General features: G+C 44.1%; 25 protein-coding genes and 1 pseudogene. 18 read left to right on the top strand and 8 right to left on the bottom strand.

Annotated elements, in window-relative coordinates:
- The first annotated feature begins 9 nt into the window (after positions 1–9).
- Positions 10–876, top strand: coding sequence for an NAD(P)-dependent oxidoreductase (locus tag AR442_RS12555; protein WP_014417599.1), 867 nt, complete (start codon positions 10–12; stop codon positions 874–876).
- Positions 877–1,432: 556 nt separating this feature from the next.
- Here AR442_RS12555 and AR442_RS12550 read toward each other — a convergent pair.
- The gene (locus tag AR442_RS12550; protein ID WP_032863772.1) at positions 1,433–1,825 is read right to left on the bottom strand and encodes a hypothetical protein; all 393 of its coding nucleotides are present in this window, start codon (positions 1,823–1,825) and stop codon (positions 1,433–1,435) included.
- 316 nt (positions 1,826–2,141) lie between these two features.
- Positions 2,142–2,918, bottom strand: a complete 777-nt coding sequence (locus AR442_RS12545; protein WP_014417601.1) for a CAP domain-containing protein — start codon at positions 2,916–2,918, stop codon at positions 2,142–2,144.
- 339 nt (positions 2,919–3,257) lie between these two features.
- On the opposite strand from AR442_RS12545, the gene AR442_RS12540 reads away from it, so the two are divergent.
- The gene (locus AR442_RS12540) at positions 3,258–5,390 is read left to right on the top strand and encodes a peptidoglycan D,D-transpeptidase FtsI family protein (protein ID WP_014417602.1); all 2,133 of its coding nucleotides are present in this window, start codon (positions 3,258–3,260) and stop codon (positions 5,388–5,390) included.
- Positions 5,391–5,567: 177 nt separating this feature from the next.
- Positions 5,568–7,388 carry a PAS domain-containing protein gene (locus AR442_RS12535; RefSeq protein ID WP_021493759.1) on the top strand — a complete coding sequence of 607 codons (1,821 nt, stop codon included), beginning with the start codon at positions 5,568–5,570 and terminating at the stop codon, positions 7,386–7,388.
- Here the strand turns inward: AR442_RS12535 and AR442_RS12530 are convergent.
- Positions 7,369–8,582: pseudogene (locus tag AR442_RS12530) on the bottom strand (aminotransferase A). The gene AR442_RS12535 and the pseudogene AR442_RS12530 overlap by 20 nt on opposite strands.
- Positions 8,583–8,782: 200 nt before the next feature.
- Positions 8,783–8,944, bottom strand: a complete 162-nt coding sequence (locus AR442_RS20650) for a hypothetical protein (RefSeq protein WP_007409608.1) — start codon at positions 8,942–8,944, stop codon at positions 8,783–8,785.
- A gap of 188 nt (positions 8,945–9,132) precedes the next feature.
- Between AR442_RS20650 and cheV the strand changes: the two genes are divergently transcribed.
- Positions 9,133–10,044: a chemotaxis protein CheV gene (gene cheV, locus AR442_RS12525; protein WP_014417604.1), complete on the top strand. Its 912-nt coding sequence runs from the start codon at positions 9,133–9,135 to the stop codon at positions 10,042–10,044.
- A gap of 42 nt (positions 10,045–10,086) precedes the next feature.
- Here the strand turns inward: cheV and AR442_RS12520 are convergent, their stop codons facing one another.
- The 4 genes from AR442_RS12520 to AR442_RS12505 all read right to left on the bottom strand — a co-directional run bounded on the left by AR442_RS12520 (position 10,087) and on the right by AR442_RS12505 (position 13,474).
- Entirely contained in the window at positions 10,087–10,551 is a 465-nt protein-coding gene (locus AR442_RS12520; protein WP_003154622.1) for a YkyB family protein, read from the bottom strand.
- Between the two features lie 122 nt (positions 10,552–10,673).
- On the bottom strand, positions 10,674–11,966 hold the full coding sequence (locus AR442_RS12515; RefSeq protein ID WP_014417606.1) for an MFS transporter: 1,293 nt from the start codon (positions 11,964–11,966) through the stop codon (positions 10,674–10,676).
- Between the two features lie 75 nt (positions 11,967–12,041).
- Positions 12,042–12,536, bottom strand: a complete 495-nt coding sequence (locus tag AR442_RS12510) for a L,D-transpeptidase family protein (protein WP_088056573.1) — start codon at positions 12,534–12,536, stop codon at positions 12,042–12,044.
- A 74-nt stretch (positions 12,537–12,610) separates the two neighbouring features.
- Positions 12,611–13,474 (bottom strand): metallophosphoesterase, encoded by an 864-nt coding sequence (locus tag AR442_RS12505; RefSeq protein WP_053285009.1) that lies wholly within the window; start codon positions 13,472–13,474, stop codon positions 12,611–12,613.
- A gap of 143 nt (positions 13,475–13,617) precedes the next feature.
- Here AR442_RS12505 and fadH point away from each other — a divergent pair, with 143 nt between their 5' ends.
- From fadH to AR442_RS12435, 14 genes are all read left to right on the top strand, one after another.
- Positions 13,618–14,382: a 2,4-dienoyl-CoA reductase gene (gene fadH, locus AR442_RS12500; protein WP_014417609.1), complete on the top strand. Its 765-nt coding sequence runs from the start codon at positions 13,618–13,620 to the stop codon at positions 14,380–14,382.
- Positions 14,383–14,495: 113 nt separating this feature from the next.
- Positions 14,496–15,044 carry a hypothetical protein gene (locus tag AR442_RS12495; protein WP_014417610.1) on the top strand — a complete coding sequence of 183 codons (549 nt, stop codon included), beginning with the start codon at positions 14,496–14,498 and terminating at the stop codon, positions 15,042–15,044.
- 141 nt (positions 15,045–15,185) lie between these two features.
- Entirely contained in the window at positions 15,186–16,406 is a 1,221-nt protein-coding gene (locus tag AR442_RS12490; RefSeq protein WP_014417611.1) for an EAL domain-containing protein, read from the top strand.
- Positions 16,407–16,847: 441 nt separating this feature from the next.
- On the top strand, positions 16,848–17,087 hold the full coding sequence (locus AR442_RS12485; RefSeq protein ID WP_003154613.1) for a YkuJ family protein: 240 nt from the start codon (positions 16,848–16,850) through the stop codon (positions 17,085–17,087).
- Between the two features lie 122 nt (positions 17,088–17,209).
- Positions 17,210–17,728 (top strand): ribonuclease H-like YkuK family protein, encoded by a 519-nt coding sequence (locus AR442_RS12480; RefSeq protein ID WP_012117439.1) that lies wholly within the window; start codon positions 17,210–17,212, stop codon positions 17,726–17,728.
- 140 nt (positions 17,729–17,868) lie between these two features.
- The gene (abbA, locus tag AR442_RS12475; protein WP_003154609.1) at positions 17,869–18,060 is read left to right on the top strand and encodes an antirepressor AbbA; all 192 of its coding nucleotides are present in this window, start codon (positions 17,869–17,871) and stop codon (positions 18,058–18,060) included.
- Positions 18,061–18,203: 143 nt separating this feature from the next.
- Positions 18,204–18,647, top strand: a complete 444-nt coding sequence (cbpB, locus tag AR442_RS12470) for a cyclic-di-AMP-binding protein CbpB (RefSeq protein ID WP_003154608.1) — start codon at positions 18,204–18,206, stop codon at positions 18,645–18,647.
- Positions 18,648–18,786: 139 nt separating this feature from the next.
- A complete protein-coding gene (ccpC, locus tag AR442_RS12465; RefSeq protein ID WP_014417612.1) occupies positions 18,787–19,668 on the top strand; it encodes a transcriptional regulator CcpC in 882 nt (293 codons plus the stop codon).
- Positions 19,669–19,780: 112 nt separating this feature from the next.
- Entirely contained in the window at positions 19,781–20,254 is a 474-nt protein-coding gene (locus AR442_RS12460) for a flavodoxin (RefSeq protein WP_012117440.1), read from the top strand.
- The gene (locus AR442_RS12455; RefSeq protein ID WP_032863766.1) at positions 20,244–21,137 is read left to right on the top strand and encodes a WD40/YVTN/BNR-like repeat-containing protein; all 894 of its coding nucleotides are present in this window, start codon (positions 20,244–20,246) and stop codon (positions 21,135–21,137) included. Before AR442_RS12460 ends, AR442_RS12455 begins: the two co-directional genes overlap by 11 nt.
- A gap of 26 nt (positions 21,138–21,163) precedes the next feature.
- The gene (locus AR442_RS12450; protein WP_014417614.1) at positions 21,164–21,619 is read left to right on the top strand and encodes a flavodoxin; all 456 of its coding nucleotides are present in this window, start codon (positions 21,164–21,166) and stop codon (positions 21,617–21,619) included.
- A gap of 81 nt (positions 21,620–21,700) precedes the next feature.
- Entirely contained in the window at positions 21,701–22,411 is a 711-nt protein-coding gene (gene dapD, locus AR442_RS12445; protein ID WP_007409623.1) for a 2,3,4,5-tetrahydropyridine-2,6-dicarboxylate N-acetyltransferase, read from the top strand.
- Positions 22,412–22,481: 70 nt separating this feature from the next.
- A complete protein-coding gene (locus AR442_RS12440) occupies positions 22,482–23,606 on the top strand; it encodes an N-acetyldiaminopimelate deacetylase (RefSeq protein WP_014417615.1) in 1,125 nt (374 codons plus the stop codon).
- Between the two features lie 60 nt (positions 23,607–23,666).
- Positions 23,667–23,912, top strand: coding sequence for a YkuS family protein (locus AR442_RS12435; protein WP_003154596.1), 246 nt, complete (start codon positions 23,667–23,669; stop codon positions 23,910–23,912).
- The last annotated feature ends 3 nt before the right edge of the window (positions 23,913–23,915 follow it).

Here is a 23,915-nt window from a genome sequence, read left to right as displayed (position 1 = left end):
GAAAGCGCAGTGAACAAAACGGTCGGATTTATCGGTTTGGGCGTCATGGGAAACAGTATGGCATCGCACATTTTAGAAGCGGGCTATCCTGTTTTAGTCTACACGCGGACGAAACAAAAAGCGGAAGAGATTCTGAATAAGGGAGCGGTCTGGCAGGAGATGGTCAAAGACCTCTCGGAAAAAGCTGACATTATTATTACCATGGTCGGCTATCCGAGTGATGTCGAGGACATCTATCTCGGCGAAAACGGCATTCTCCGGCACGCAAAAGAAGGGGCGTTTGTCATTGACATGACGACATCAAAACCGTCTCTGGCGAAAAAGATTGCGGAGAAAGCCAAAGAAAAGTCCATTCACGCCTTGGATGCACCCGTTTCCGGCGGAGACATCGGCGCGAGGAACGGAACGCTTGCCATTATGGCCGGAGGAGAAAAAGAAGCGTTTGAAGCATGCCTGCCGCTTTTCTCCGTTATGGGGGAAAACATTCAGTATCAAGGGCCGGCTGGCAGCGGCCAGCATACGAAAATGTGCAATCAGATCGCGATTGCAGCGGGAATGGTCGGAGTGGCTGAAGCGATGGCTTACGCTGAAAAATCCGGTCTGAACCCGGAACAAGTGCTGAAAAGCATTACAACCGGAGCGGCTGGCAGCTGGTCATTGTCAAATCTCGCCCCCCGTATGCTGAAAGGCGATTTTGCGCCCGGATTCTACGTGAAACACTTTATTAAAGACATGGGCATTGCCCTTGAAGAAGCGGAGCTCATGGGAGAAGAAATGCCCGGATTGGCTCTTGCCAAATCATTGTACGACAAGCTTTCCGCGCAAGGTGAAGAAAACAGCGGAACTCAAAGTATTTATAAGCTTTGGGTGAAATAAAAAAGATTGCCCGAACGGACTATTTTATGGATGCCGAGGAAGAGAAGGCTTACGGTATTGTTGATGGTGTTTTGTAAACAATGATCTGTAAACCTTGTATTCTTAGAGTCTTTAATGAAGACAGGAACTTAGCAGGATAATGTATTAACGTGTATCCGTTTATAATGCTCTACTGTGAATAATTTGGAAAATCCCCCTCGTTTGTTTGATGCAGACTGTCTATTATAAATCTAAAGGGGGATTTCCAAATAATGATTAGGATTAATACAACTTTACAACAGTAGGATGTATCATGTTTGATTCAACTATGAATTCGAGTAACCCAAATGTACATAGCAATAAATCGAGTTGATTCCCGCAATTAAAACCTAATAATTTGGCATCCGAAACTCTACAGATTAGCTTTCTAGCAAAACTGAAAAATAAAAGAGGATGTATCGTAAAAAATCCAAGAGATTTACGAAAACATCCTCGATTCAGAGATTTCATCATTACATGCTGTTTTTTGAATTCCAGATGAAATCAACGTTAAACCCATTTGTTAATAATATGAATTTTAATGTTTTACAGTAATATAGTGTTTCAGTTCTCCTCTATGGGTTTGATTTCCCCAAGTCAATGCTACCACCACATCATACTTGCCTGCTGGAATATTTTTTGTCAAAAAGCTCACTTTAAAACTGCGAATATTACGGCCATTAACATATATGTCTTTGACTACATCTCTTTTTTTATTGACAAGAAGAACATTAACACCCCAGTTTACCTCATATTTTGCAGGAACAGTACCTGTTACGACAATAGAAGTAGCGTGTTTTGAGTAAGTATTAGCATCTGTTTGGAATTTAATTGCTCCTTTTGAAGTCATGGCTAACGCTTCTGAACTGTTTGAGAAAATCCCGAATGTCAAAAGAGCAACTGTGAATAGTGTCATTACAATTTTTTTCAATTTAAACTTCCTCTCTCCATTCATTTAGAAACCCATTCAATATACTACTAAATATTGAAAAATTATTCAACAGAAAATAGGTAAATTCTACTTTTTATTAAATAAAGTATTACTAAAGAAGCAAAGGCTAACAAAACCAATTTAATCATCACGTTTAAGATTTTACAAAAAAGCTCCCAGCACTTATGTGCTGGGAGCTTCAAAATTTATAAATTTTGCCGTCACCGGGTTCACGGGTTTTGAGCACTTTTTGTGCCGTCTCAGCCACTTTTTCGACAGACAAAAGATTGCCCGCAGGGGCAATCTTTTTTATTATTTATTTTCCGATGAATTGCTGTGTCCAGATGTTTCCTGATTCTACATAACCGACACCGATTTGAGTGAACTCAGGATTCATAATGTTCTTTCTGTGGCCTTCACTGTTCATCCAAGCTTTAACGACAGCTTCAGGAGTCGGCTGTCCTTTGGCAATATTTTCACCGGCAGTTTTATAAGTGATTCCGAAAGACTTCATCATATCGAAAGGTGAGCCGTAAGTAGGACTTTGGTGATCAAAATAGTTTTTGTCTTTCATATCTTGTGATTTTGCGTGAGCTGATTTGCTTAATTTTTCATCAATCTGCAGAGGTTTTAAGCCTTGCTTTTGTCTCTCTGCATTTGTCAATTCAACGACTTTCTTTTCGTACGCACTGACTGATGAAGGAGTTTTCTCGCTGCTGTTGTTTGTGTTATCTGTCTGCTTTGCATTGTCAGCCGTCTGGTTTTGATCGGCTTTCGGTTTTTCGGCAGCTGCCGGAGCCGTTTTTGCCGGTGTTTCTTTTTGAACGTCTTTAACTGTCATATCAGAATGCTTTGCGTGTTTTTGCAGCAGCTGAGTCAGTTCTTTCTCATTTTTAACGTTCAGCTTTTTCACGCTCGTTTTCATATGTAGTTTTTCAACAGCCTCTTGAAGAGTCAGATGCTGTACGGTGTTTCCTTTTTTCACAGTAACGACGTGCTGGCATGACAGCTCTTTGGCAGATGCCTGCTGAATGCCTCCGAATGTAATCAAACTGACTGCCGCGGCGGCAGATAAGAGAAATGCTTTTTTCATAAGTTTATAGCCTCCCAGAGAAGTTGTTTTTTTCTACATGAAAAATCTTATCACAGCTTTTTTGTCATAATGCAGGCAGCCATTTCCTTTGACAACAAACGTTTGTCATAATTGTAATTGAGCACAGAAAAATGGCTTTATATCAGGAAAAACGATCTGTATTTATTTTTAAAATCCGTTACATCTCTTCAAATTATTTGAAGTGTTAGATATATTTTAAGATAATTTGATCTTGACAGTTTTTTTTACCCGTTTTCGCTGTAACAACTTTTACAAAAATGTTACAATTAAAATCTGTTTATGTAAATATATTCAATGATTTGAGAGGTGTAACAGAAAGTGGCTGAAGTCGCGCGCGAACCAAAGAAAAAAACGAAACGTTACAGAGCGCTGAGAATGAATCTCTATTTTTTGATTGTTTTTCTTCTCTTTACGGCACTGATTTTTAAACTCGGCATCGTCCAGATTGTCGAAGGGGATAAACACCGCCAGGATGCGGAGAAGGCAAACGCAAAAACCGCCTATTATCCGACACCGCGGGGAAAGATGTATGACAAGCGGAACAGAGTGGCGGTTGATAACCAGGCCGTGCCCGAAATTGTATATGTATCCACCTCAAAAACCTCGGCAAAGGACAAATTGAAAACGGCAAAAAATCTCGCCGCACTGATTCATATTGATACTGAATTTATGAAGGATCGAAATATCATTGATTACTGGCTTGCGGCACATCCGAAGAAGGCGGAAAAGCTTATGAAGGATTCAGAAAACAGCCTGAAGCCGCAAGAAGTATACAAACGCCAGATTGAACGCGTCCCGAAGCAAGAGATTGATGCGATCAAACAAAATAAAAAAGAGCTGGAAATCGCGGCGATTTATACGCGTTTTTCAAGCGGCAACGCTTATCAGCCGCAAGTCGTCAAATCAATGGACCCGAATAAGCTGAACGGAAACGGAAACAGCGGTTCACTGCTTGACGAGCATGACAACAACAAGCAAAAACCGAAAAGCGACCTGACATATGAAGAAGTTTCCGTCGTATCCGAGCACCTGAAAGAGCTCCCCGGCATTGACGTAATCAATGACTGGACGCGGAAATATCCGTACGACAAAACACTGTACTCTCTGTTCGGCGGTGTGACGACACCGGAACAGGGATTGTTGGGCGAACGGAAAGATTACTATGTCACAAGAGGCTATTCACTGAATGACCGAGTGGGAAAAAGCTACATCGAATATCAGTATGAAGACTATTTAAACGCGCATAAAGAAAAAGTAGAGTATGTGGAAAACAGCAAAGGTGAGGTCGTCAGCCAAAAGCCCGTCGATGAAGGCAGCAGAGGCTACGATCTGCAGCTCTCGCTCGATATGGAACTACAGTCGAAAGTCGAAAAAGTCATTGAAAAAGAGCTGAGAAGAAGCCGCGCCGCAGGCAACTATATGGTTGACAGAGGATTTGCCGTCATGATGGACCCGAACAACGGGGACATTCTCTCAATGGCGGGGAAACGCATCGATCTCGAAACAAATAAAATACAGGATTTTGCGATCGGAGCATTTACGACCCAATATGAGATGGGCTCTTCTGTTAAAGGAGCGACTGTTCTCGCAGGTTACCAAAGCGGCCTCCCGCATTATAAAACGTTTGTCGATGCACCGCTTGTATTTAAAGGCAAAACGAGAAAACAATCGTGGACACAAATGGGAGCCATTACTGAGCTGACTGCGCTGCAAAGAAGTTCAAACGTATATATGTTTCATGTGGCCATGCATATCGCGGGCATTACCTACGTCCCGCACGGCACGCTGCCTGCCGGATTAGACGATATTAAGAAAATGCGCAACTACTACGCCCAATTCGGCCTGGGTGTGAAGACCGGGATTGATCTTCCGCAGGAATCAGCGGGCATGCAGTCAAATCCGCAAATGGTCGGGGGATTGCTGCTTGACTTTGCGATCGGACAATTTGATACATATACGCCGCTTCAAATGGCTCAATATATTTCAGCCATCGCAAACGGCGGGTATCGCGTCCAGCCGCGGATCGTCACAAGCATTCATGAACCGGACAGCAAAAACAAGATTGGAAAAGCGATTGAACAGCGAGATATTAAAATTTTGAACAAAGTAAATAACAGCCCGAGCGATTTTGACCAAGTTCATAAAGGGATGAAATTGGTTACAAGCTCACCTCAAGGAACGGCTTATTCAACATTCCAGGGGTCCGGCGCCGATGTTTCCGGAAAAACGGGAACCGCGCAGACGCGCTATTACGGCACGAACAAAAACTGGTGGGGGAAAGAGACGTATAACCTGACCTTTGTCGGCTATTATCCGTCAGAACATCCGCGAGTGGCATTCAGTGTCGTCGTACCGACTGTTCAGGATGATCACGATCCCGTCAGTAAAAACATTGCCAAGGGAGCAGTTGACGCTTACAAAGAGCTTGAAAAGAAATACAATAAAAAATAACAAATGAAAGGGCGGCCGAACATCTCGTGCGCCCTTTCTTTCATTCAGGAAAATTGACGTTCACAATAAGAATAGAAGGAGAATGCTTATTTTTTAGCGAATCAATCTAGTGGAATTTCTTTTTATATCAGTCCGTGTCCAGCCTGCAGTGCGAGTATAATGCAAAGGAGGGATTCTGTGGAACAGGATACTCAGCATGTCAAACAGTTTCAATCGAAAACCGATCTTCATGCCGTTTTGACGTCTAACGGGCGTATTATGTATATTTCTGCAAACTGCAAATCGTACTTCAGTTATTCTCAGGAAGAGATGATTGGGTCATTTCTCAAAACGTTCCTGCATGAAGAAGATCAATTTTTGGTTGAAAGTTACTTCTATAATGAGCATCATTTGATGCCTTGCACCTTTCGTCTTATTAAAAAAGATCATACCATCGTATGGCTTGAAGCGGGTGTGGAAATTGTCACACCGCAAATGGAGGGGACGGATCGGGAAATCATCCTCAAAATCAAGGTGCTTGAGGAGAAGACGCCCCGCCGGCCTTATATGTATGAACAAAAGAAGCAAAAGGCAGAACAACAGTCGGAAGATGCGGCTGGAAACGGCGAATTCGAGCGTCTTGTCGAAATGCTGCCGAATCCTTTATATGTCAGCATCAACGGCACAATCGCCTACGCCAACAATGCGATGCTTGCCATGCTGGGAGCCGAAAGCAAAGACGAGGTAATCGGCAGGCGCTCTTATGAGTTTATTGAAGAAGAGTATCACGACATTGTGAAAAACCGAATTGTGCGGATGCAAAAAGGAATGGAAGTCGGAATGATCGAACAGACGTGGAGAAGGCTCGACGGCACGCCCGTTCATTTAGAAGTAAAGGCGGCACCGACGACATATAAAAATCAGCGGGCGGAATTGCTGCTTCTGATTGATATTTCTTCACGGAAAAAATTCCAAACGATTCTGCAAAAAAGCAGAGAGCGTTATCAGCTCCTCATTCAGAATTCAATTGATACGATCGCCGTGATTCACAATGATAAATGGGTATTCATGAATGAGTCGGGCATTTCGCTGTTTGAGGCTGAAACATATGAAGATTTAATCGGGAAAAACGTCTATGATCAGCTTCATCCCTGTGATCATGACGGCGTGAAACAGCGGATCCAAAATATTATCAACCGAAAGACCGAGTCAGAAATTATTAAGCAATCGTGGTTTACCTTTAAAAACCGGCTGATCTACACGGAAATGGTCTGCATTCCGACGACGTTTTTCGGAGAAACGGCCGTACAGGTCATTCTGCGTGACATTTCTGAGCGGAAGCAGACGGAGGAATTAATGCTGAAGTCGGAAAAGCTGTCTATCGCAGGGCAGCTGGCGGCGGGAATCGCTCACGAAATCCGCAATCCGCTGACGGCGATCAAAGGATTTTTACAGCTCATGAAGCCGACGATGGAGGAAAACGAACATTACTTTGAAATTGTGTTTTCTGAACTGAGCAGAATCGAATTAATTTTAAGTGAGCTTTTAATGCTTGCCAAACCTCAGCAAAACGCCGTGAAAGAGCGTGTAAACTTAAAGAAAATTATAAGTGAAGTGACCGCTCTTTTAGAGACGCAGGCAAATCTTAAAGGGATTTTTATCAAAACGGATTACGAACATGACAGCATGTATATTAACGGTGATCAAAATCAGCTGAAACAGGTGTTTATCAATCTGATTAAAAATGCCGTTGAGTCGATGCCGGATGGGGGAACGGTTCACATTCTTATGACAGAAGATGAGTATTCCGTTAATGTGACGGTGAAAGACGAGGGTGACGGGATACCGGAAAACGTGCTGAAACGAATAGGCGAACCGTTTTTGACAACGAAAGAAAAAGGAACCGGCCTGGGGCTGATGGTCACATTCAACCTTATTAAAAACCACCAGGGAGCTATCCAAGTAGACAGCAAACCGGATAGAGGCACGGCCTTTCATATTACATTCCCGAAACAATAAAAAACAACGGCGTTATGCCGTTGTTTAAATAGTCTGCATGGATTCTCTCGTTTTTAAAATAAATGCTTCCAGCCGGTCCAAGCCTTCTCTCAATGTATCCAGTGAATATGCGAATGACAGCCTCACATACCCTTCACCCAACTTTGAAAACGAGCTGCCGGGGACAAGAGCCACACCTGCATCCTCTAAAAGAGCCATACTAAAATCAAACGATGACATTCCGAATGACTTAATGGAAGGGAAGATATAAAATGCGCCTGACGGCTTTACGACGTCAAGCCCCATTGAAACAAGACGGTCATATACATAGTCAAGCCGCTTTTTATACTGTTCTCTCATAATAAGCGCATCATCAACACCGTTTGTCACTGCTTCAAGAGCCGCTTTCTGAGAGATTGAAGACGCGCATGTCACACTGTATTGGTGAACTTTTAAGATGTGCTTGGCAATTTCTTTCGGTGCGAAAATGAAACCGATTCTCCAGCCCGTCATGCTGTGTGATTTTGACAGGCCGTTGATGACGATCGTCTGGTCTCTCAAATAAGACGCGATCGAATAATGCGGTCTGTCATAGGTTAATTCGCTGTAAATTTCATCAGACAGGACAAAAACATTTCTGCCCTTCAGGACGGCTGCGATGTTTTGCAGCTCTTCCTCAGACAATGTCACTCCGGTCGGATTTGACGGATAAGGAAGAATGACGCATTTTGTTTTTGGTGTCAGCGATTCTTCAATGAGCCGCGCCGTCAGCTTAAATCCGTGTGTCGTCGTATCCACATGGACCGGAACGGCGCCCGACATGCGGATGATCGGTTCGTAGCCCGGATATATCGGTCCGGGGAGAATAACTTCATCGCCCGGAGATAAAATCGTCCGCAAAGACGCGTCAATCGCTTGGCTTGCCCCGGTTGTGACGATGATTTCAGTTTCAGCTTCATAATTCAAATCAGCTTTTTTCTTCATATAAAGCTGTACGGCCTGTCTCAGCTCAAGGCCGCCCGCATTCGGAGTATATGCCGTGGCGTTCTCGTCGATTGCCTTTTTGGCAGCCGCTTTGACATGGTGCGGCGTGAAGAAATCCGGCTGACCGATCGTAAGCGAAATGACATTGTCGTGCTGAGCTACAAGATTTGAGAATTTGCGAATTCCTGAAATTTCAATTTCTTTTACATTCGGATTAAGCAAATGTTCCATAATTCATCACCTTATACTATATATTGAGTTTATCCTATTTTACCACTAGCTGAGCATTTGTCATCTTTTTATTGAACTATCCCGAGTATATGTCCGATATGTGAAAACATACCTTCTTTCAGAAAAAAATAAGACAACCAGCTGAAATGATTGTCTTCATTGTATCATGATCTATCTATTGTGATATGTAGCGAATGTCATTAATACCCGTATTCAAAGCTGACGTCTTCCCGCCATAAGATGTATGGAGCGGGCTTGTCGGGACGCTCTTTCGCCTCTTTTTTCATTTGCAGGTAAGCCGTTTTGCTGATATCTTCTAACACCGTCATTTGATCTTGGTCGAATATGACTACTGTACCCATTTATTACACCCTTCTTCCTGAAAAATCCTTGACTATTTTACCACTCGATGTCAAAAAGTCAATGGGATATCAGAAAAAAGCATTTTTTTATAAAGAGTTTTTGGCCAGTTGGACCGAATACATTCACTTTTTCCGTTTACAGCCGATATATACAGTACAATACTGAATGCGGATAGCGAGGGATTGAATTGTCTTTACAACAATACGATATTTTATTGGATTCAGGCACAAACGAATTAGAAATCGTCAAATTTGAAGTAGGCGTCAATACATTTGGCATAAATGTGATGAAAGTCCGGGAAATCATTCAGCCGGTAGATGTCACATCTGTGCCTCAGTCTCATAAAGACGTAGAAGGGATGATTAAGCTGAGAGGCGAAATTCTTCCCGTCATCAGTCTGTATTCCTTTTTCGGCGTTGATGCCGAAGGAGCAAAAGACGATAAATATATCGTAACGGAATTCAACAAACGGAAAATCGTCTTTCACGTCGGTTCCGTTTCACAAATCCACAGGGTGTCCTGGGAGGCGATTGAAAAGCCGACTTCCCTGAACCAGGGCATGGAGCGGCATTTAACGGGAATCATCAAACTGGAAGACACGATGATCTTTCTGCCTGATTATGAAAAGATCATTTACGATATTGAATCGGCATCGGGAGTTGAGACTTATCATGTCCATCAGGAAGGATTTGACGAAAGACGGGCGGGTAAAAAACTGATCATCGTTGAAGATTCGCCGCTTCTGATGCGTCTTTTGACGGATGAGCTGACTGAGGCGGGGTACAGTGAAATCGTTACGTTTGAAAACGGAAAAGAAGCGTATGATTACGTCGTAGAACTGACGGATAACGGAGAAAACCTGTCAGACCATATTGACATGATTATCAGTGACATTGAGATGCCGAAAATGGACGGGCATCGTTTGACGAAGCTCCTTAAGGATAACCCGCAAAGCTCTGATGTGCCGATTATGATTTTCTCGTCCCTGATTACGGACGACCTGCGCCACCGGGGCGAAGTAGTCGGAGCGGATGAACAGATCAGCAAGCCTGAAATCAGCGAGCTCATTAAAAAAGTGGATACGTACGTGATTGAATAGAAAAAAGCCGATGCATGACGCATCGGCTTTTTTGCGGAGGAATTAAAAATAACTCTCACCAAGTTTTTTAAATACGGGTTTATGATAAGCGGGCTGCTGCCTGTTGGCGGCAAGCGGTTTTTCCTTTAAGCCCACATATTTTTGCAATACGTTTTTCGCTTTTGTCAAAGACATTTGTGCTTTAGGATTGCGGTACGATTGATTTAACGTACCTAAATGCGGAAGATGCTGGAAGTCTTCTTTTGTTGGAGGCATGTGAAAATAGTAGTCTCCGATAGAGATAAGTACGTCTGACTGCTGTTGGCTAAACCTGGGATTATTTGAAAAGTGAAGCCCTATTTTTTTCCCTTTGCCTTCTTTCACAAGCTTTTGTAATGCCCGTTTTTTCAGCAGATAAAGGTATTTAGGGTTGGGGGCGGTTTTTGCATGGCGGTTCACAGTATAAACAGCTTTTGAAAGATTCTCGATGGTTGGCTGCAGCTCTTTCGAATAAGCGTGGTCGTCCATTATTTCTCTCCTTTGCATTGATCAAGTTCATATATAGATTATACTTTTTTAGCGTTGAAATGCAAATATTGATTATAAAAATACGCCTTTTTCTGATGAAAAGGGCGCATCTTTTTCCTTTATTAGACAGGATTCGCATGTTTTTCGGAATCAGCCTTTAATGATTGCTGCACATCGACCTCTGCTGCCTCGGCGCTGTATTTCGGAAGAGCGATAAAATAGAACACAAATACCGCTAAAATCACGATTCCCATGCCGTAATAAAGGTAATCAATATTGGAAACGAATTTCGGAAATAACAGGGCAACCAGTCCGAGTGTAATCGATTGGGCAAACATCATAAAAGGATCCTGCCAGCCGCTGACCCGGCCCATTATTTTCGGATGAACAATTTTCGGCATCCAGCCGCCGATGGCGATATTGACAGGGCCGATGCACATGCCGAGGACGAAAGCCGCCGCATAATAAATCCACAGCTTATCCGTATAGCCGAGGACAAAAATGAGCAGTCCGGCTGCCAAAATAGGAATCGACATCAAATGATGCGGTTTGACTTTTTTCGCGATCATCGTTCCGATCACACTTCCTGCAAGCAGGCCGAAGCCGAGTGCGACGGTGAAGATGGAAGTATGTGATTCGTAATGATCAGGCGCAAGTCCGTACTTCATCGTAAACATCGGCAGTACGGCAAAGCCGCCGTTGACAAAACCGAAGATAAAAAAGCCGAAAATAAGGGAAGCAAGCAATTTGTTTTTAACAATATATACGATCCCTTCCTTAAAATCAGCGACCGAGTCTTTCAGAAACGAATCTCCCCATTTAAAAGGGCCGTTCGGCTGACGGGCTTCTTTCGGAATGCGGCAGGCGCGGATCAGAAAGCCTGATACAATAAAGCTGACAAAATCAAGGATAATGGCTCCGTGAATACCGATCGTTTTATACATAAACGCGCCTATACCGACGCCGAATACCATGAAGATGCTGAACAGGATCTGGTTAAGTCCCGCCGCTTTCGCGTAATGCTCCTTAGGCAGAATAGCTTGTACAAGGCTGGCTTCCGCCGGGAAAAAGAACTTGGTCACGGCGCTTCTGATGAACAAAATACAGAACACGAGAGGGATGCTCCCGGTGTATAGTGCGGCAAACAATACGATCGTCAGTCCGGCTCTGATCCAGTCACAATTCTCTGCGACCTTTTTCCTGTCAAGCCGGTCAGCTGCGACACCGACAATCAGAAATACGAAAACTGTCGGCAGTGAATACATCAGCTCAGCCAAAGTCGTGTATGCCGGCTGATTTGAAAAATGGTCCAGCAAGTAAAAAGCGAAAGCCATATTACCTACAGTCGTTCCCATTTGAGAAGCGAGTGCTGCGAAAAAGAGACGGACAAAATTGCGATTTTTAAATATATCCATAAACACGCTCCTTACCCTAAAGGTCCCACTGTAATATATTATCATCAGCTCGTTCCATTAACAAATAAGATCTTTCTATCTTATAATAGTCACCCTTGTTCCATTAGGAACGGCAGCGGCAAGTTTAGTGACGTCCTGATTATACATCCGGATGCATCCTTTTGATACCGCTTTGCCGATGGAGGAAGGATTATTTGTTCCGTGAATGCCGTAATGAATTTTAGAGAGGCTGAGCCAATAAGCGCCGAACGGGCCTCCGGGCTTAGGCTGGCGGTTCACGATGTAAAATTCTCCGGTCGGCGTGGTCGTCAATATTTTTCCGACTGCGATGGGGTACGTACGGATGAGCCTGCCAAGGCGGTATAACTCCAGTTTCTTCGCTCCGATATACACGATGATGGAGTAGGGAATGGTGGATGGGTCAGGAAGATTCGGTATGATAATGTGCTGTCCCGCGTATATGACCGATTGGATTGAGGGATTTGCCTGAAGGAGAGCAGCAGTGCTTATTCTGAAGTCTTGCGCAATGCTTGAGATGGTTTCTCCTTGTTTCACTTGATATGTCAGCAGTTTCATCACCCTCCTTTTTGCTCTTTTCCATATACATATTACGGAGGGGGTGTCTGTGCATCAGGATAAAAGTCTTATTTTTGCTCGGTTTTCAATGTGAACAGCGTGATTTCCGGTCTGGCTAAAAATCGATACGGCAGTCTTGTCGTACCGAGCCCGCGATTGACGTAAACGGCTGTGTCATGCAGCGTATACATGCCGTCGGTATACGTTTTTCCGTAAGGAGGCGTAATGAGAGGGCCGAAAAACGGGAGCTGGACCTGGCCGCCGTGAGTGTGTCCCGACAGCTGGAGGTTTACGGGATATCCGCCTATCTCGAGAGCGGCATCAGGCTCGTGGACGATTAAAATGGAAAACGCATCTTCGGAAAGGCGGGACAGGGTGCCTTCATAATCGGGTTTTCCGAGCATTACATCATCCAAAAACGCGAGTTCAATCCGGCTTCCGTCTGTCAGCTGCACCTGACGATAGCCGTTTCGAAACACTTGAAAATCAGCCGCTTCCATCAGAGCCTTGTACGTGTTCGTACCGTAGCCTCCGTGGTCATGGTTTCCGTAAACACAAAGTTTGCCGAAGGGAGCTTCAAGATTTTGCAGCACGGCGAGTGCACGCTGGTGATCATTAAATAAATGCGGCTTATCAATTAAATCTCCCGTAAAGATGAGCAGATCGGGTTTCAGCTGATTGATCTTTTCCGCTGCTTTTTTCAAGTCAACGGATGTAAACACATCACTGAGATGCGTATCGCTGAATTGAACGATTTTAAAATTGTCAAAGCCGCGGGGGATCAGGCGGTTGGTGATTGTATGCCGGGTGATTTCAATCATGCGCGGTTCAATATACCGGGCATAGCCGTAGCCACCGCAAGCCGTTGCAAGAGCTGCACCCAAAACACCGAATCCTCTTTTTAAAAATGTTCTTCTGGTCATTTTCTCCATATGTAAAACCAACCTTTGTCAGAGTTTTTCTATTATATCATCAGCTTGGCTGAAAAATCCCTTCTCAGCATGTAATGACGCGGAAAGACATCTATGATAAAATTATGAATGATTATTCATTCAATAAAAGGGGTGGGTTTGTTATGGATAAGAAAGCGGTAATCATTACAGGCGGTTCAAGCGGCATGGGAAAAGCAATGGCGAAAAAACAGGCTGAATTAGGATGGCACGTCATGGTGACAGGGAGGAACCATGAAGCACTTGAGGAAACAAAAAAAGAAATTGAGACCTTTGAGGGGCAGGTCGCCTGTTTTCAAATGGATGTCCGTTCTGATTCCGCCGCTTCAGACATGATTACAGAAGCGAAAAAAGTCTTTGGCCGGCTCGATGCGCTGATTAACAATGCGGCCGGCAACTTTATTTGCCCGGCAGAGAAGCTGACGCCCAATGGATGGAAAGCTGTTATTGAGATTGTTTTAAACGGCACATTTTTCTGCAGCCAAGCCGCGGCAAGGCATTGGATCGAGCAGGAGCAGAAGGGCGTCATCTTAAATATGGCCGCTACATACGCATGGGGAGCGGGAGCGGGTGTCGTTCATTCCGCTGCAGCCAAAGCGGGGGTATTGTCACTGACAAGAACGCTGGCCGTTGAATGGGGGAGCAAATACGGCATCCGCACAAACGCGATAGCCCCAGGCCCGATTGAACGGACAGGCGGTGCGGAGAAGCTGTTTGAATCGGAAAAAGCGGCGTCCCGCACTATGAACAGTGTGCCGCTCGGCCGGCTGGGCACACCGGAAGAAATCGCCGCGTTGGCAGCGTTTTTGCTATCTGATGAAGCGTCCTATATAAACGGGGATTGTATCACAATGGACGGGGGGCAATGGCTGAATCCTTATCCGTTTTAATTTTTCAGATATTGATGATTTTGCAAAACAAGCGAACGTTAAAGCCGCCGTTCGCTTGTTTTATTTTCTATTCAAAATTATGATATAATTTTGAAAGATTAAGGGGCGATTAATTGAAGAAATTATTAAAATGGTTCGTTGTACTATTTGTAAGCAGTTTAGCTATCATCTTTAATATTTGGTACTTTATTATTTGTGCTTTTACTCCGGAGTATTATCAAAATACCAATCTTACATCTGATGAAATAATCAGATTTGAAAAGCTATATCACATAGATTTTCCTGATGAAACGAAATGTATTAAAGCCAGGGAGTATTTGAGTGGGCTCGGAGGCGATACATCGGCTGTATTATATGTGTCTCTGCCAACCAAGCTGGCGGAAACAATTTTATCTGATTATACGTATATGCCAATAAATCATACTGATCATGCCGGTTCAATGTATGGAGTTGACGTTTCCGAGAGTGTTGGCGGGTTAACAACTCTTACATTTGGCATTTTAGATAAAAAAGGAACTTTCTTTCAGTTGAAACATGATGATGATTGGATATTTAACAGCACTGATTGGAGCCATTATTTTTGGACAGCTGCCGGTTATAATGCTCTTATATTTATCCTTTTATTTGTGATTGTGAAACAAATGAATAACGTCCTTAATTAACCGGTCTGAAGAGTGATCTTAAAAATGTCCCCCTTTTATTTTAAGCTGCTGCCATACTGCCTCCTTTTCCCCTAATCTAAACATTTGTGGTGCTGATATAATTGTGTATAATCAGACAAAGATAGAGAAGCAGGTGATAACATGTTGGACCCACTTGATATACTGACGAATATTGATGATGTCATTCCGTATTACCAAGCGATTTTTAACGCTGAAGAACAAAGAGTCGTAGGCTATGAGGTGCTTGGGCGTATTTTGGCAGATGCGGAGATTGAGAGCCTCGGGTCGTTTTTCTTAGATTCCGGCATTCCGGAAGAATATAAGCTTGAGGTCGATGACAGAGTCATCAGGCAGGCGCTGGAGCGGTTTAAAGAAGCTGACCGTGATCTGTTGATTTTTATCAATCAGGATGCGAATGTATTGATGCTTGACCACGGCGAAAGCTTTCTTGAGCTTTTGAAAGAATACGAAGAGCAGGGCATTGAATTGAACCGTATTGTGCTTGAGATCACCGAGCACAATTTCGAAGGCGACATTGAACAGCTGTACCATATGCTTGCCTATTATCGTACATACGGCATTAAAATCGCGGTGGACAATATAGGTAAGGAGAGCAGCAACCTGGACAGAATCGCGCTCCTTTCACCGGACCTTCTGAAAATAGATTTGCAGGCGCTGAAGGTATCTCAGCCGTCACCATCATATGAGCATGTGCTGTACAGCATTTCATTGCTGGCGAGAAAAATCGGCGCCGCGCTGCTGTATGAAGATATAGAAGCTGATTTCCAGCTCCAGTACGCATGGAGAAACGGAGGCCGATTTTTTCAAGGCTATTATCTGCAGGCGCCGAGCGGGGATTTTATAGACCGGAGCCTGTTAAAAGCACGCTTGAAAACGGAGTTTCAGCAATTTATCACGAGAGAAAAAAAGAAGCTGGAAACGGTATATGAACACTCTGAGAATTTTTATAAGCGGGTCAATCAGGCAGTTTCCGAGCTGAAGAAAACCCATCAGGCGGACGATGAGTTTATTAAAAAACTGGCGGAAAACCTGACCGACTGCTGCTTCAGAATTTATATGTGTGATGAAGAAGGCTATCAGCTGACGGGAAATGTGTTCAAGCAGTCCGGCGAATGGCTTTATCAGCCTGAATACATGGAGAAAAACTGGAGCTGGCGTCCGTACTTTTTAGAAAACATCATGAAGATGCGGAATTCAAGAAAAGGTTTTTTCAGTGACCTGTACAGTGATATTGAGACGGGTGAGATGATCAGAACCTTTTCATACCCGATGGATGACAATATGTATTTATTTATCGATCTGCCTTACTCTTATTTATATGAACAGGACGGGTTACTTTAAAGCGGCTGCTGTATGCCGCTTTTTTTATAAGTGTGAAAAAGTTTTAAAAAACGATTGACAATGATACTGATAATCATTATCATTTAGTTATAGAGAGAAGTTACTCTCTGTTCCCCAACCCCTCTATCAGATCAAGATCCGAAAAAACTTGGCGCTACCCCCGCCAAGTTTTTTTATGCCGTCTGCGCATAAAAAGGCTTCTTCTCACATACATCTGACAATGGCGGCTCAAAAAGCGAAAAAATTTTTTGAAAGGTGTATGACATTCCGAAAAAAGCTTCAAACTATTCGAAAACACGGTTTTCCCGTTTATTTCTTTTTGAAAATCCAGCGGGAAAATGCCATCCCGGTCTACTTTATGGTATGATGCTCTGTAGAACTTGTATTATAATAAATACTTGTTGATTTGAAGTTGTTTTTTGAAAGGAGTCTTTTTTTAGAATGTCACAATTAATGGGTATCATCACGCGGCTGCAAAGTCTGCAAGAAACAGCGGAAGCGGCGAACGAGCCGATGCAGCGTTATTTTGAAGTTAACGGCGAAAAAATTTGCAGTGTTAAATATTTCGAAAAAAATCAAACGTTTGAACTGACGGTTTTCCAAAAAGGTGAAAAACCTAACACATATCCGTTTGATAACATTGACATGATTTCTATTGAAATTTTTGAGCTCCTTCAGTAATTTGATTTGATTTTTCAGGCTGACCAAGCTTCCGGTCTTCCGCAAGCGGAGCTTTATTAAATTATGCAAAGGAACGTGCTTGTTCGTTTGGTTGTAGACTCTGGAAAGAGGAGTGTCCGTACATGGCTGATTCTTTTCTGTTTTATAATCTTTCTGAGGCACAGATGACCTTTCAAGACGTGACGGAGCGGCTGAAACGCTTTGTCAATAAAGACCCCCGTTCAGCATACGTGCTGTCTGTAGGGACTGATTCACAAGTTTACCGCGACTTCACAAAGTTTATTACGGCTATACACTTGCACCGTACAGGCAAGGGAGCTTGGGGCTGTTTGAAAAATCATGATCTTGCAAGACCGATACATAGCCTTCGCGAAAAAATTTCGCTGGAAACCGCGTTCAGCCAGGAGATGGCTGCGCATATCCTCGACGGCCGTCTTATGGAAATGACAGATTTACTCTTGCCTTTTGCGGATGAAGGGGCGGATCTTTCATTTGAAGTGCATCTGGATATCGGTCAAAAAGGGCTGACAAAAGAATTGATACAAGAAATGACCGGCCGCATTACCTCGATGGGCATTGAAGCGAAAATCAAGCCCGATTCCTGCACAGCATTCAGTTATGCCAATCGTTACACAAAATAATATTTCATACAGAATCCGCAAAATGTCGAATTATGCGGTTGACGATTTTTTTCTGTTTACTTATTCTAGCGGTAGAGCTGAAAGCAAATTTCACCTTGCTTTCAGAGGTATTCAGTTAAAAATAGGGGGCCTGATTACGTATGAGTCTTATCAGTGAACGATTTACGGAAGAAGAACAGAAACTTCTGCTGAATATCCTGATCAATCAAGAATATGCCATTGAGCTTTTGACCAGCGAAATCAACGATATAGAAGCAGGGTCAAAAAGCGTTGATGGAACCACTTATAAAAAACTCGTAACGCTCTATGACCGTTTTCGGAATGAAAATTAATCAGCGGCCTATAAATTGATACTCGATTGCAAAGAGTATCTTTTTTATTGACGGAAACTTTTCGACAAAAAATGATAATGTTTATATTATTGCAATATAGGGAATACATGCTTTGATGAAAAATGTAAAGGGGTCGAAGTGACATGATTAGCTTACAATCAGATCAGCTTCTTGATGCAACAGTCGGACAATTTATGATCGAGGCGGATAAAGTGGCGCACGTTCAAGTCGGTAACAACCTTGAGCATGCTCTTTTAGTGCTGACCAAAACCGGCTATACCGCCATTCCCGTCCTCGACGCTTCGTACCGTCTGCACGGTTTGATCGGGACAAATATGATTATGAACAGCATTTTCGGACTTGAACGGATCGAGTTTGAGAAACTGGATCAAATTACGGTTGAGGAAGTCATGCTGAAAGACATTCCCCGTCTCCACATCAATGATCCGATTATCAAAGGGTTCAGCATGGTCATTAACAACGGCTTTGTCTGCGTTGAAAATGATGAAGGCGTCTTTGAAGGCATTTTCACGAGAAGAGTCGTGTTAAAACAGTTGAGCAGCCATATCAGATCATTGAATAAGTAGGCTCGCACGATCAGCCTATTTGTTCTTTTGCATGCCGGAAAAAGAAAACGCATACATATGAGTGGCGCTTGCCTCGGCAGCCTTTATTTTATTAGAATGGTAGATAAGAAATACGAAAGGCATTGAAAAGGAGGACGACATGCAGCTTCAAGAGCTTCATATGCTCGTAGTTTTAGCTGAGGAATTAAACATGAGGAAGGCTGCCGAACGGTTATTCGTGTCACAGCCGGCTCTGTCCCAGCGATTGCAGACCATTGAAAAAGCCTGGGGAACAAAGATCTTTCTAAGATCTCAAAAAGGACTTACGGTAACGCCGGCAGGAGAAAAAATCATACAATTTGCAAATGACGTCACGGATCGGCAAGAAAGAATCAGAGAAAACATTGATGAACTTGAGGGTGAGATTCACGGCACATTAAAGCTTGCCGTCGCCTCCATTATCGGGCAGCACTGGCTTCCGAGAGTGTTAAAAACATATGTGGAACGATATCCGAATGCAAAGGTCTCTCTCATTACAGGGTGGAGCAGCGAAATGCTGAAAAGTCTGTATGAAGATCAGGTACATATCGGCATTATCCGGGGAAATCCGGAATGGAAAGGCCGGAAAGATTATTTAATGACCGATCATTTATATTTGGTTGATACGGAAATTTCCTGTATTGATGATATTGCCCATACCGATCGGCCGTTTATCCAATTCAAAAGTGACAGTACATATTTTCAGGAAATTCAGCATTGGTGGCATCAAAAATTCAAAACCTCGCCGAAACAGACCATCCTCGTCGATCAGATTGAAACGTGCAAGCAGATGGCGCTGCACGGAATCGGTTATGCCATTCTGCCGTCAGTCACTTTAGAAGAGGAAGACAAAGTAAATAAAATGCCCCTGCTTGATACAAAAGATCATCCGATCGGCCGTGACACATGGCTGCTCGGTTATGAGCCGGCATTTGAATTAAAACAGGTGCAGGCTTTTGTTTCTGTCATTAAAGATATGCTGAAGCAGGAACGCCCATTTTAGAAAGACAGCAATCATGCTGTCTTTTTTTTATTTTTTATTGACAATGAAAATCATTATCATTTAAAGTGTTATATATGTTAATGAAAATCATTATCAATTACGAGGTGATCATATGCAGAAAGCATTAATGATATACGCAAGCATGTCGGGGAATACAGAGGATATTGCCGGCATTATAAAAGAAACACTGAGCGGGCATCAGATAGCAGTTGACTGTCTCGACATGGATGAGGCAGATGCGGATTCTCTCGAAGCATATGATTATGTTTTTGTCGGCACGTACACATGGGGGGATGGTGATCTTCCTTACGAAGCGGAAGATTTTTACGAAGATATTCTGCACAGCCAGCTCAACGGACTGAAAACGGCCTGTTTCGGTTCAGGCGATCACGCCTACCCGAAGTTTTGCGAAGCGGTCACGCTGTTTTGCGATGCGTTTGAACAGGCCGGAGCCAATTTATATCCGGAAACGCTGAAAATCGAATTGGCGCCCGAGACGGCTGAGGATCAGGAATGCTGCAAAGAATTTGTCCGCGGTTTTCTTGCATGGGCCGCTCACCACGGAGACCGGTGCCATGTTTCATAAAGGCGCGACGGCTGTCATGGCATCAGTGACTTTAGGATATTTTGTCGCAGTGAAAGACGAAGGTATTTTTCATTTTTCCGCGGAAGAAGGCTGGAAAAGACTATTCCGAGTGAAAAGCAGAATTCATGTGCTGACTTATATAGGGCCCTACATATTCGCGGCTGGAGAAAAAGGCGCCGTTCTCAGATCAGCCGATCAGGGAAAGACTTGGACGGTCTCCCGATTTCCGACCAGCGCCTCCGTATGGGCCGTTGCCGGGCGGAATGACGGGTTTGTCTGTGCGCACGGCACATATTGCCTCTACTTATCTGATGATTTCGGCGTCACTTGGCATGTGGCTAAGCCCTTTTCACAATTAAAGGAGCCGCCTGTCATCCGTTCGCTTTGTTTACACGGTCAGACGATTTATATCGGCACCCGGATTCATATGAATCATGGCGGCATTTGGGCGTATGATCTGACGGAAGACCGCATCCGGCGTATAAGCCGCGAAAGGCAGCGCATGACGGCTTCAATGATGATGTATCAGAATGACTGGCTCATTGCAGCAAAGGGCGCGGCAAAGGGAGAACGGGGGGAGGTTGCCGTCCGAAACGTGCGGACGCAAGAGGAGTTTGCCATTACAGCCGGGCCCGCCGTACGGGAAAAATCATTTCTCGACGTTTCTGAGGATAACGGGATTATTTATGTCACATCGTCACAGGACGAAAACGGATTTTCGCGTATTTATCAAGCTGATCTCGCCGCCGGTGAATTAAAGTGGTTTGATACGATCCGCGGTCACGGATGGCGGGTGGCAAACCGGGAAGAAAACTTTTTTTGCGCGGGCCTTTACGAAAGTAAGTTTGTCAGACCGTATGAGGCGGTTCGGCTCGCACATTAGTTTTTATGCATAAAGGAGAGACGAAGATGGGGAATGTACTGCTTGTTTACGCTACAATGTCAGGAAACACCGAGGCGATGGCGGATTTAATTGAAAAAGGGCTGATCCAAGCACAAGCATCCGTAGACAGATATGAAGCGATGGATATTCATGCCGAACTTTTTAATGATTACGAGTATATTTTATTAGGCACATATACGTGGGGAGACGGGGATCTTCCTGATGAAATGCTCGATATTGCTGAAGATATGGAAAACCTGGAGTTTACGGGAAAAACATTTGCTTTGTTCGGTTCCGGAGATACGTCCTATGAGTTTTTTTGCGGAGCAGTTGACGAATTGGAAAAAGTAATCACGGCCCGCGGCGGGCGGGTGGTGCTGCCGTCGGTCAAAATTGAAAACAACCCTGAGGGCAGTGAGGAAGAAGAGCTCCGGGAATTCGGAAGACAGTTTGCCGCGCTGTGCAGCCAGCCGGCAGAATAAAGGCTTGTTCCTTTTTTTCTTGTCTTTGTATCCTTCCTTTGTTACAGTAATGAGGTAGAAAATCAGAGGAGGACAATACATATGAAAATGATGGATGCAAATGAAATTATTTCATTTATTCAAAATAGTACAAAATCAACGCCTGTAAAAGTGTATGTAAAAGGCGATCTCGAAGGAATCAGCTTTGGCGATTCCGCTAAAACATTCCTGAACGGCCAATCCGGCGTCGTTTTTGGCGAGTGGGCTGAAATTAAAAGCGCAATCGAAGAAAACAAAGACAAAATTGAGGATTACGTCATTGAGAATGACCGCCGCAACTCTGCGATCCCGATGCTTGATTTAAAAGATGTTAAAGCGAGAATCGAGCCCGGCGCTATTATCCGCGACCAAGTCGAAATCGGCGACAATGCCGTTATCATGATGGGTGCGTCTATTAATATCGGTTCAGTCATCGGCGAAGGTACGATGATTGATATGAACGTTGTTCTCGGTGGGCGCGCGACTGTCGGCAAAAACTGCCACATCGGAGCGGGTTCTGTATTAGCGGGCGTTATTGAGCCGCCTAGCGCTAAGCCTGTTGTCGTGGAAGACGACGTTGTGATCGGCGCAAATGCGGTTGTGCTTGAAGGCGTAACAATCGGTAAAGGCGCGGTTGTCGCTGCGGGAGCCATCGTTGTGAACGATGTCGAACCATATACCGTTGTAGCGGGAACACCTGCGAAAAAAATCAAAGATATCGATGAAAAAACAAAAGGCAAAACAGAAATCAAACAGGAATTACGCCAGCTGTAAGGAATGGTTTGATAGAATGGGCGTGGATGATAAAATCCACGCCTTATTCTTATCTCAAGGAGGAATACATATGGAAAAAGAGCGGCTCATTGCCATCCGAAGAGATCTGCACCGCATTCCGGAGATCGGCTTTCAGGAATATAAAACCCAGCAGTACCTGCTGAATCTATTGAACCAATATCCGGAGGAAAGAATTGAAATCGAAACTTGGAGAACCGGGATCTTTGTTAAAGTCAACGGCACGGCTCCGGAAAAAATGCTCGCCTACAGAGCGGATATAGACGCTCTGTCGATTGAAGAGCAGACGGGGCTTCCGTTTGCATCTGAACACCCCGGTTTTATGCACGCATGCGGCCACGATATGCACATGACCATCGCGCTAGGCATTATTGATCATTTTGTCCATCATCCCGTCAAACATGATCTGCTCTTTTTATTCCAGCCGGCTGAAGAAGGACCGGGCGGAGCGGAACCGATGCTTGAAAGCGATGTGCTGAAAAAATGGACACCGGATTTGATTACCGCTCTCCATATAGCACCTGAGCTTCCTGTAGGCACAATCTCCACCAAAAGCGGATTGCTGTTTGCCAATACGAGCGAACTCGTCATCGATCTCGAGGGGAAAGGCGGGCATGCGGCATATCCGCATACAGCAGACGACATGGTCGTCGCCGCGAGCACGCTTGTCACGCAGCTGCAGACGGTCATATCCAGAAATACGGATCCGCTTGACAGCGCTGTGATCACTGTCGGAACGATTACCGGGGGCACGGCGCAAAATATCATCGCAGAGGATGCTCATCTGGAGGGAACCATCCGGACGCTTTCCGAGGAATCAATGCGTATGGTGAAAAAGCGGATTGAAGAGCTTGTCAAAGGAATTGAAATCGGCTTCCGATGCAAAGGAAAAGTCACGTATCCGTCCGTTTATCATCAAGTTTATAATACAAGCGGCCTGACCGAAGAATTTATGCAATTTGTCAGCGATCATCAGCTTGCTGACGTGAGAACGGCGAAAGAAGCGATGACCGGAGAAGATTTCGGATATATGCTGAAAAAATATCCCGGCTTTATGTTCTGGCTGGGGACCGATTCATCCCACGGGCTTCATCACGCAAAGCTGAACCCGGATGAAGATGCGATGGAAACCGCGGTAAATGTCATGGTCGGATATTTTTCGAAGTATGCCAATTAAATCCGAAAAGAAGAATAATCTAACAAAAATTGAGCATTCTACATAACGGAGGTGTTCAATATGACGAAAAAAATTGGAATTGAACAATCTTTATCGGATGTAGAACAGGCGTTAAAACAAAAAGGATATGACGTAGTGATGATGAAGACTCCTGAGGATGCGAAGAATTGTGACTGCTGTGTTGTAACCGGACTTGACAGCAATGTCCAAGGAATTGCAGATACGTCAACTCAGGCTCCCGTCATTACGGCTTCCGGAATGACCGCCGACGAAATCTGCAGCGAAGTGGAAAAAAAATTTCATTAAAAA

Source organism: Bacillus velezensis, from assembly GCF_001461825.1.
In the GTDB taxonomy this organism is placed as follows: Bacteria; Bacillota; Bacilli; order Bacillales; family Bacillaceae; genus Bacillus; species Bacillus velezensis.
Note: the sequence above shows the minus strand (reverse complement) of the source record. Positions and strands in the feature narration are given on the sequence as shown.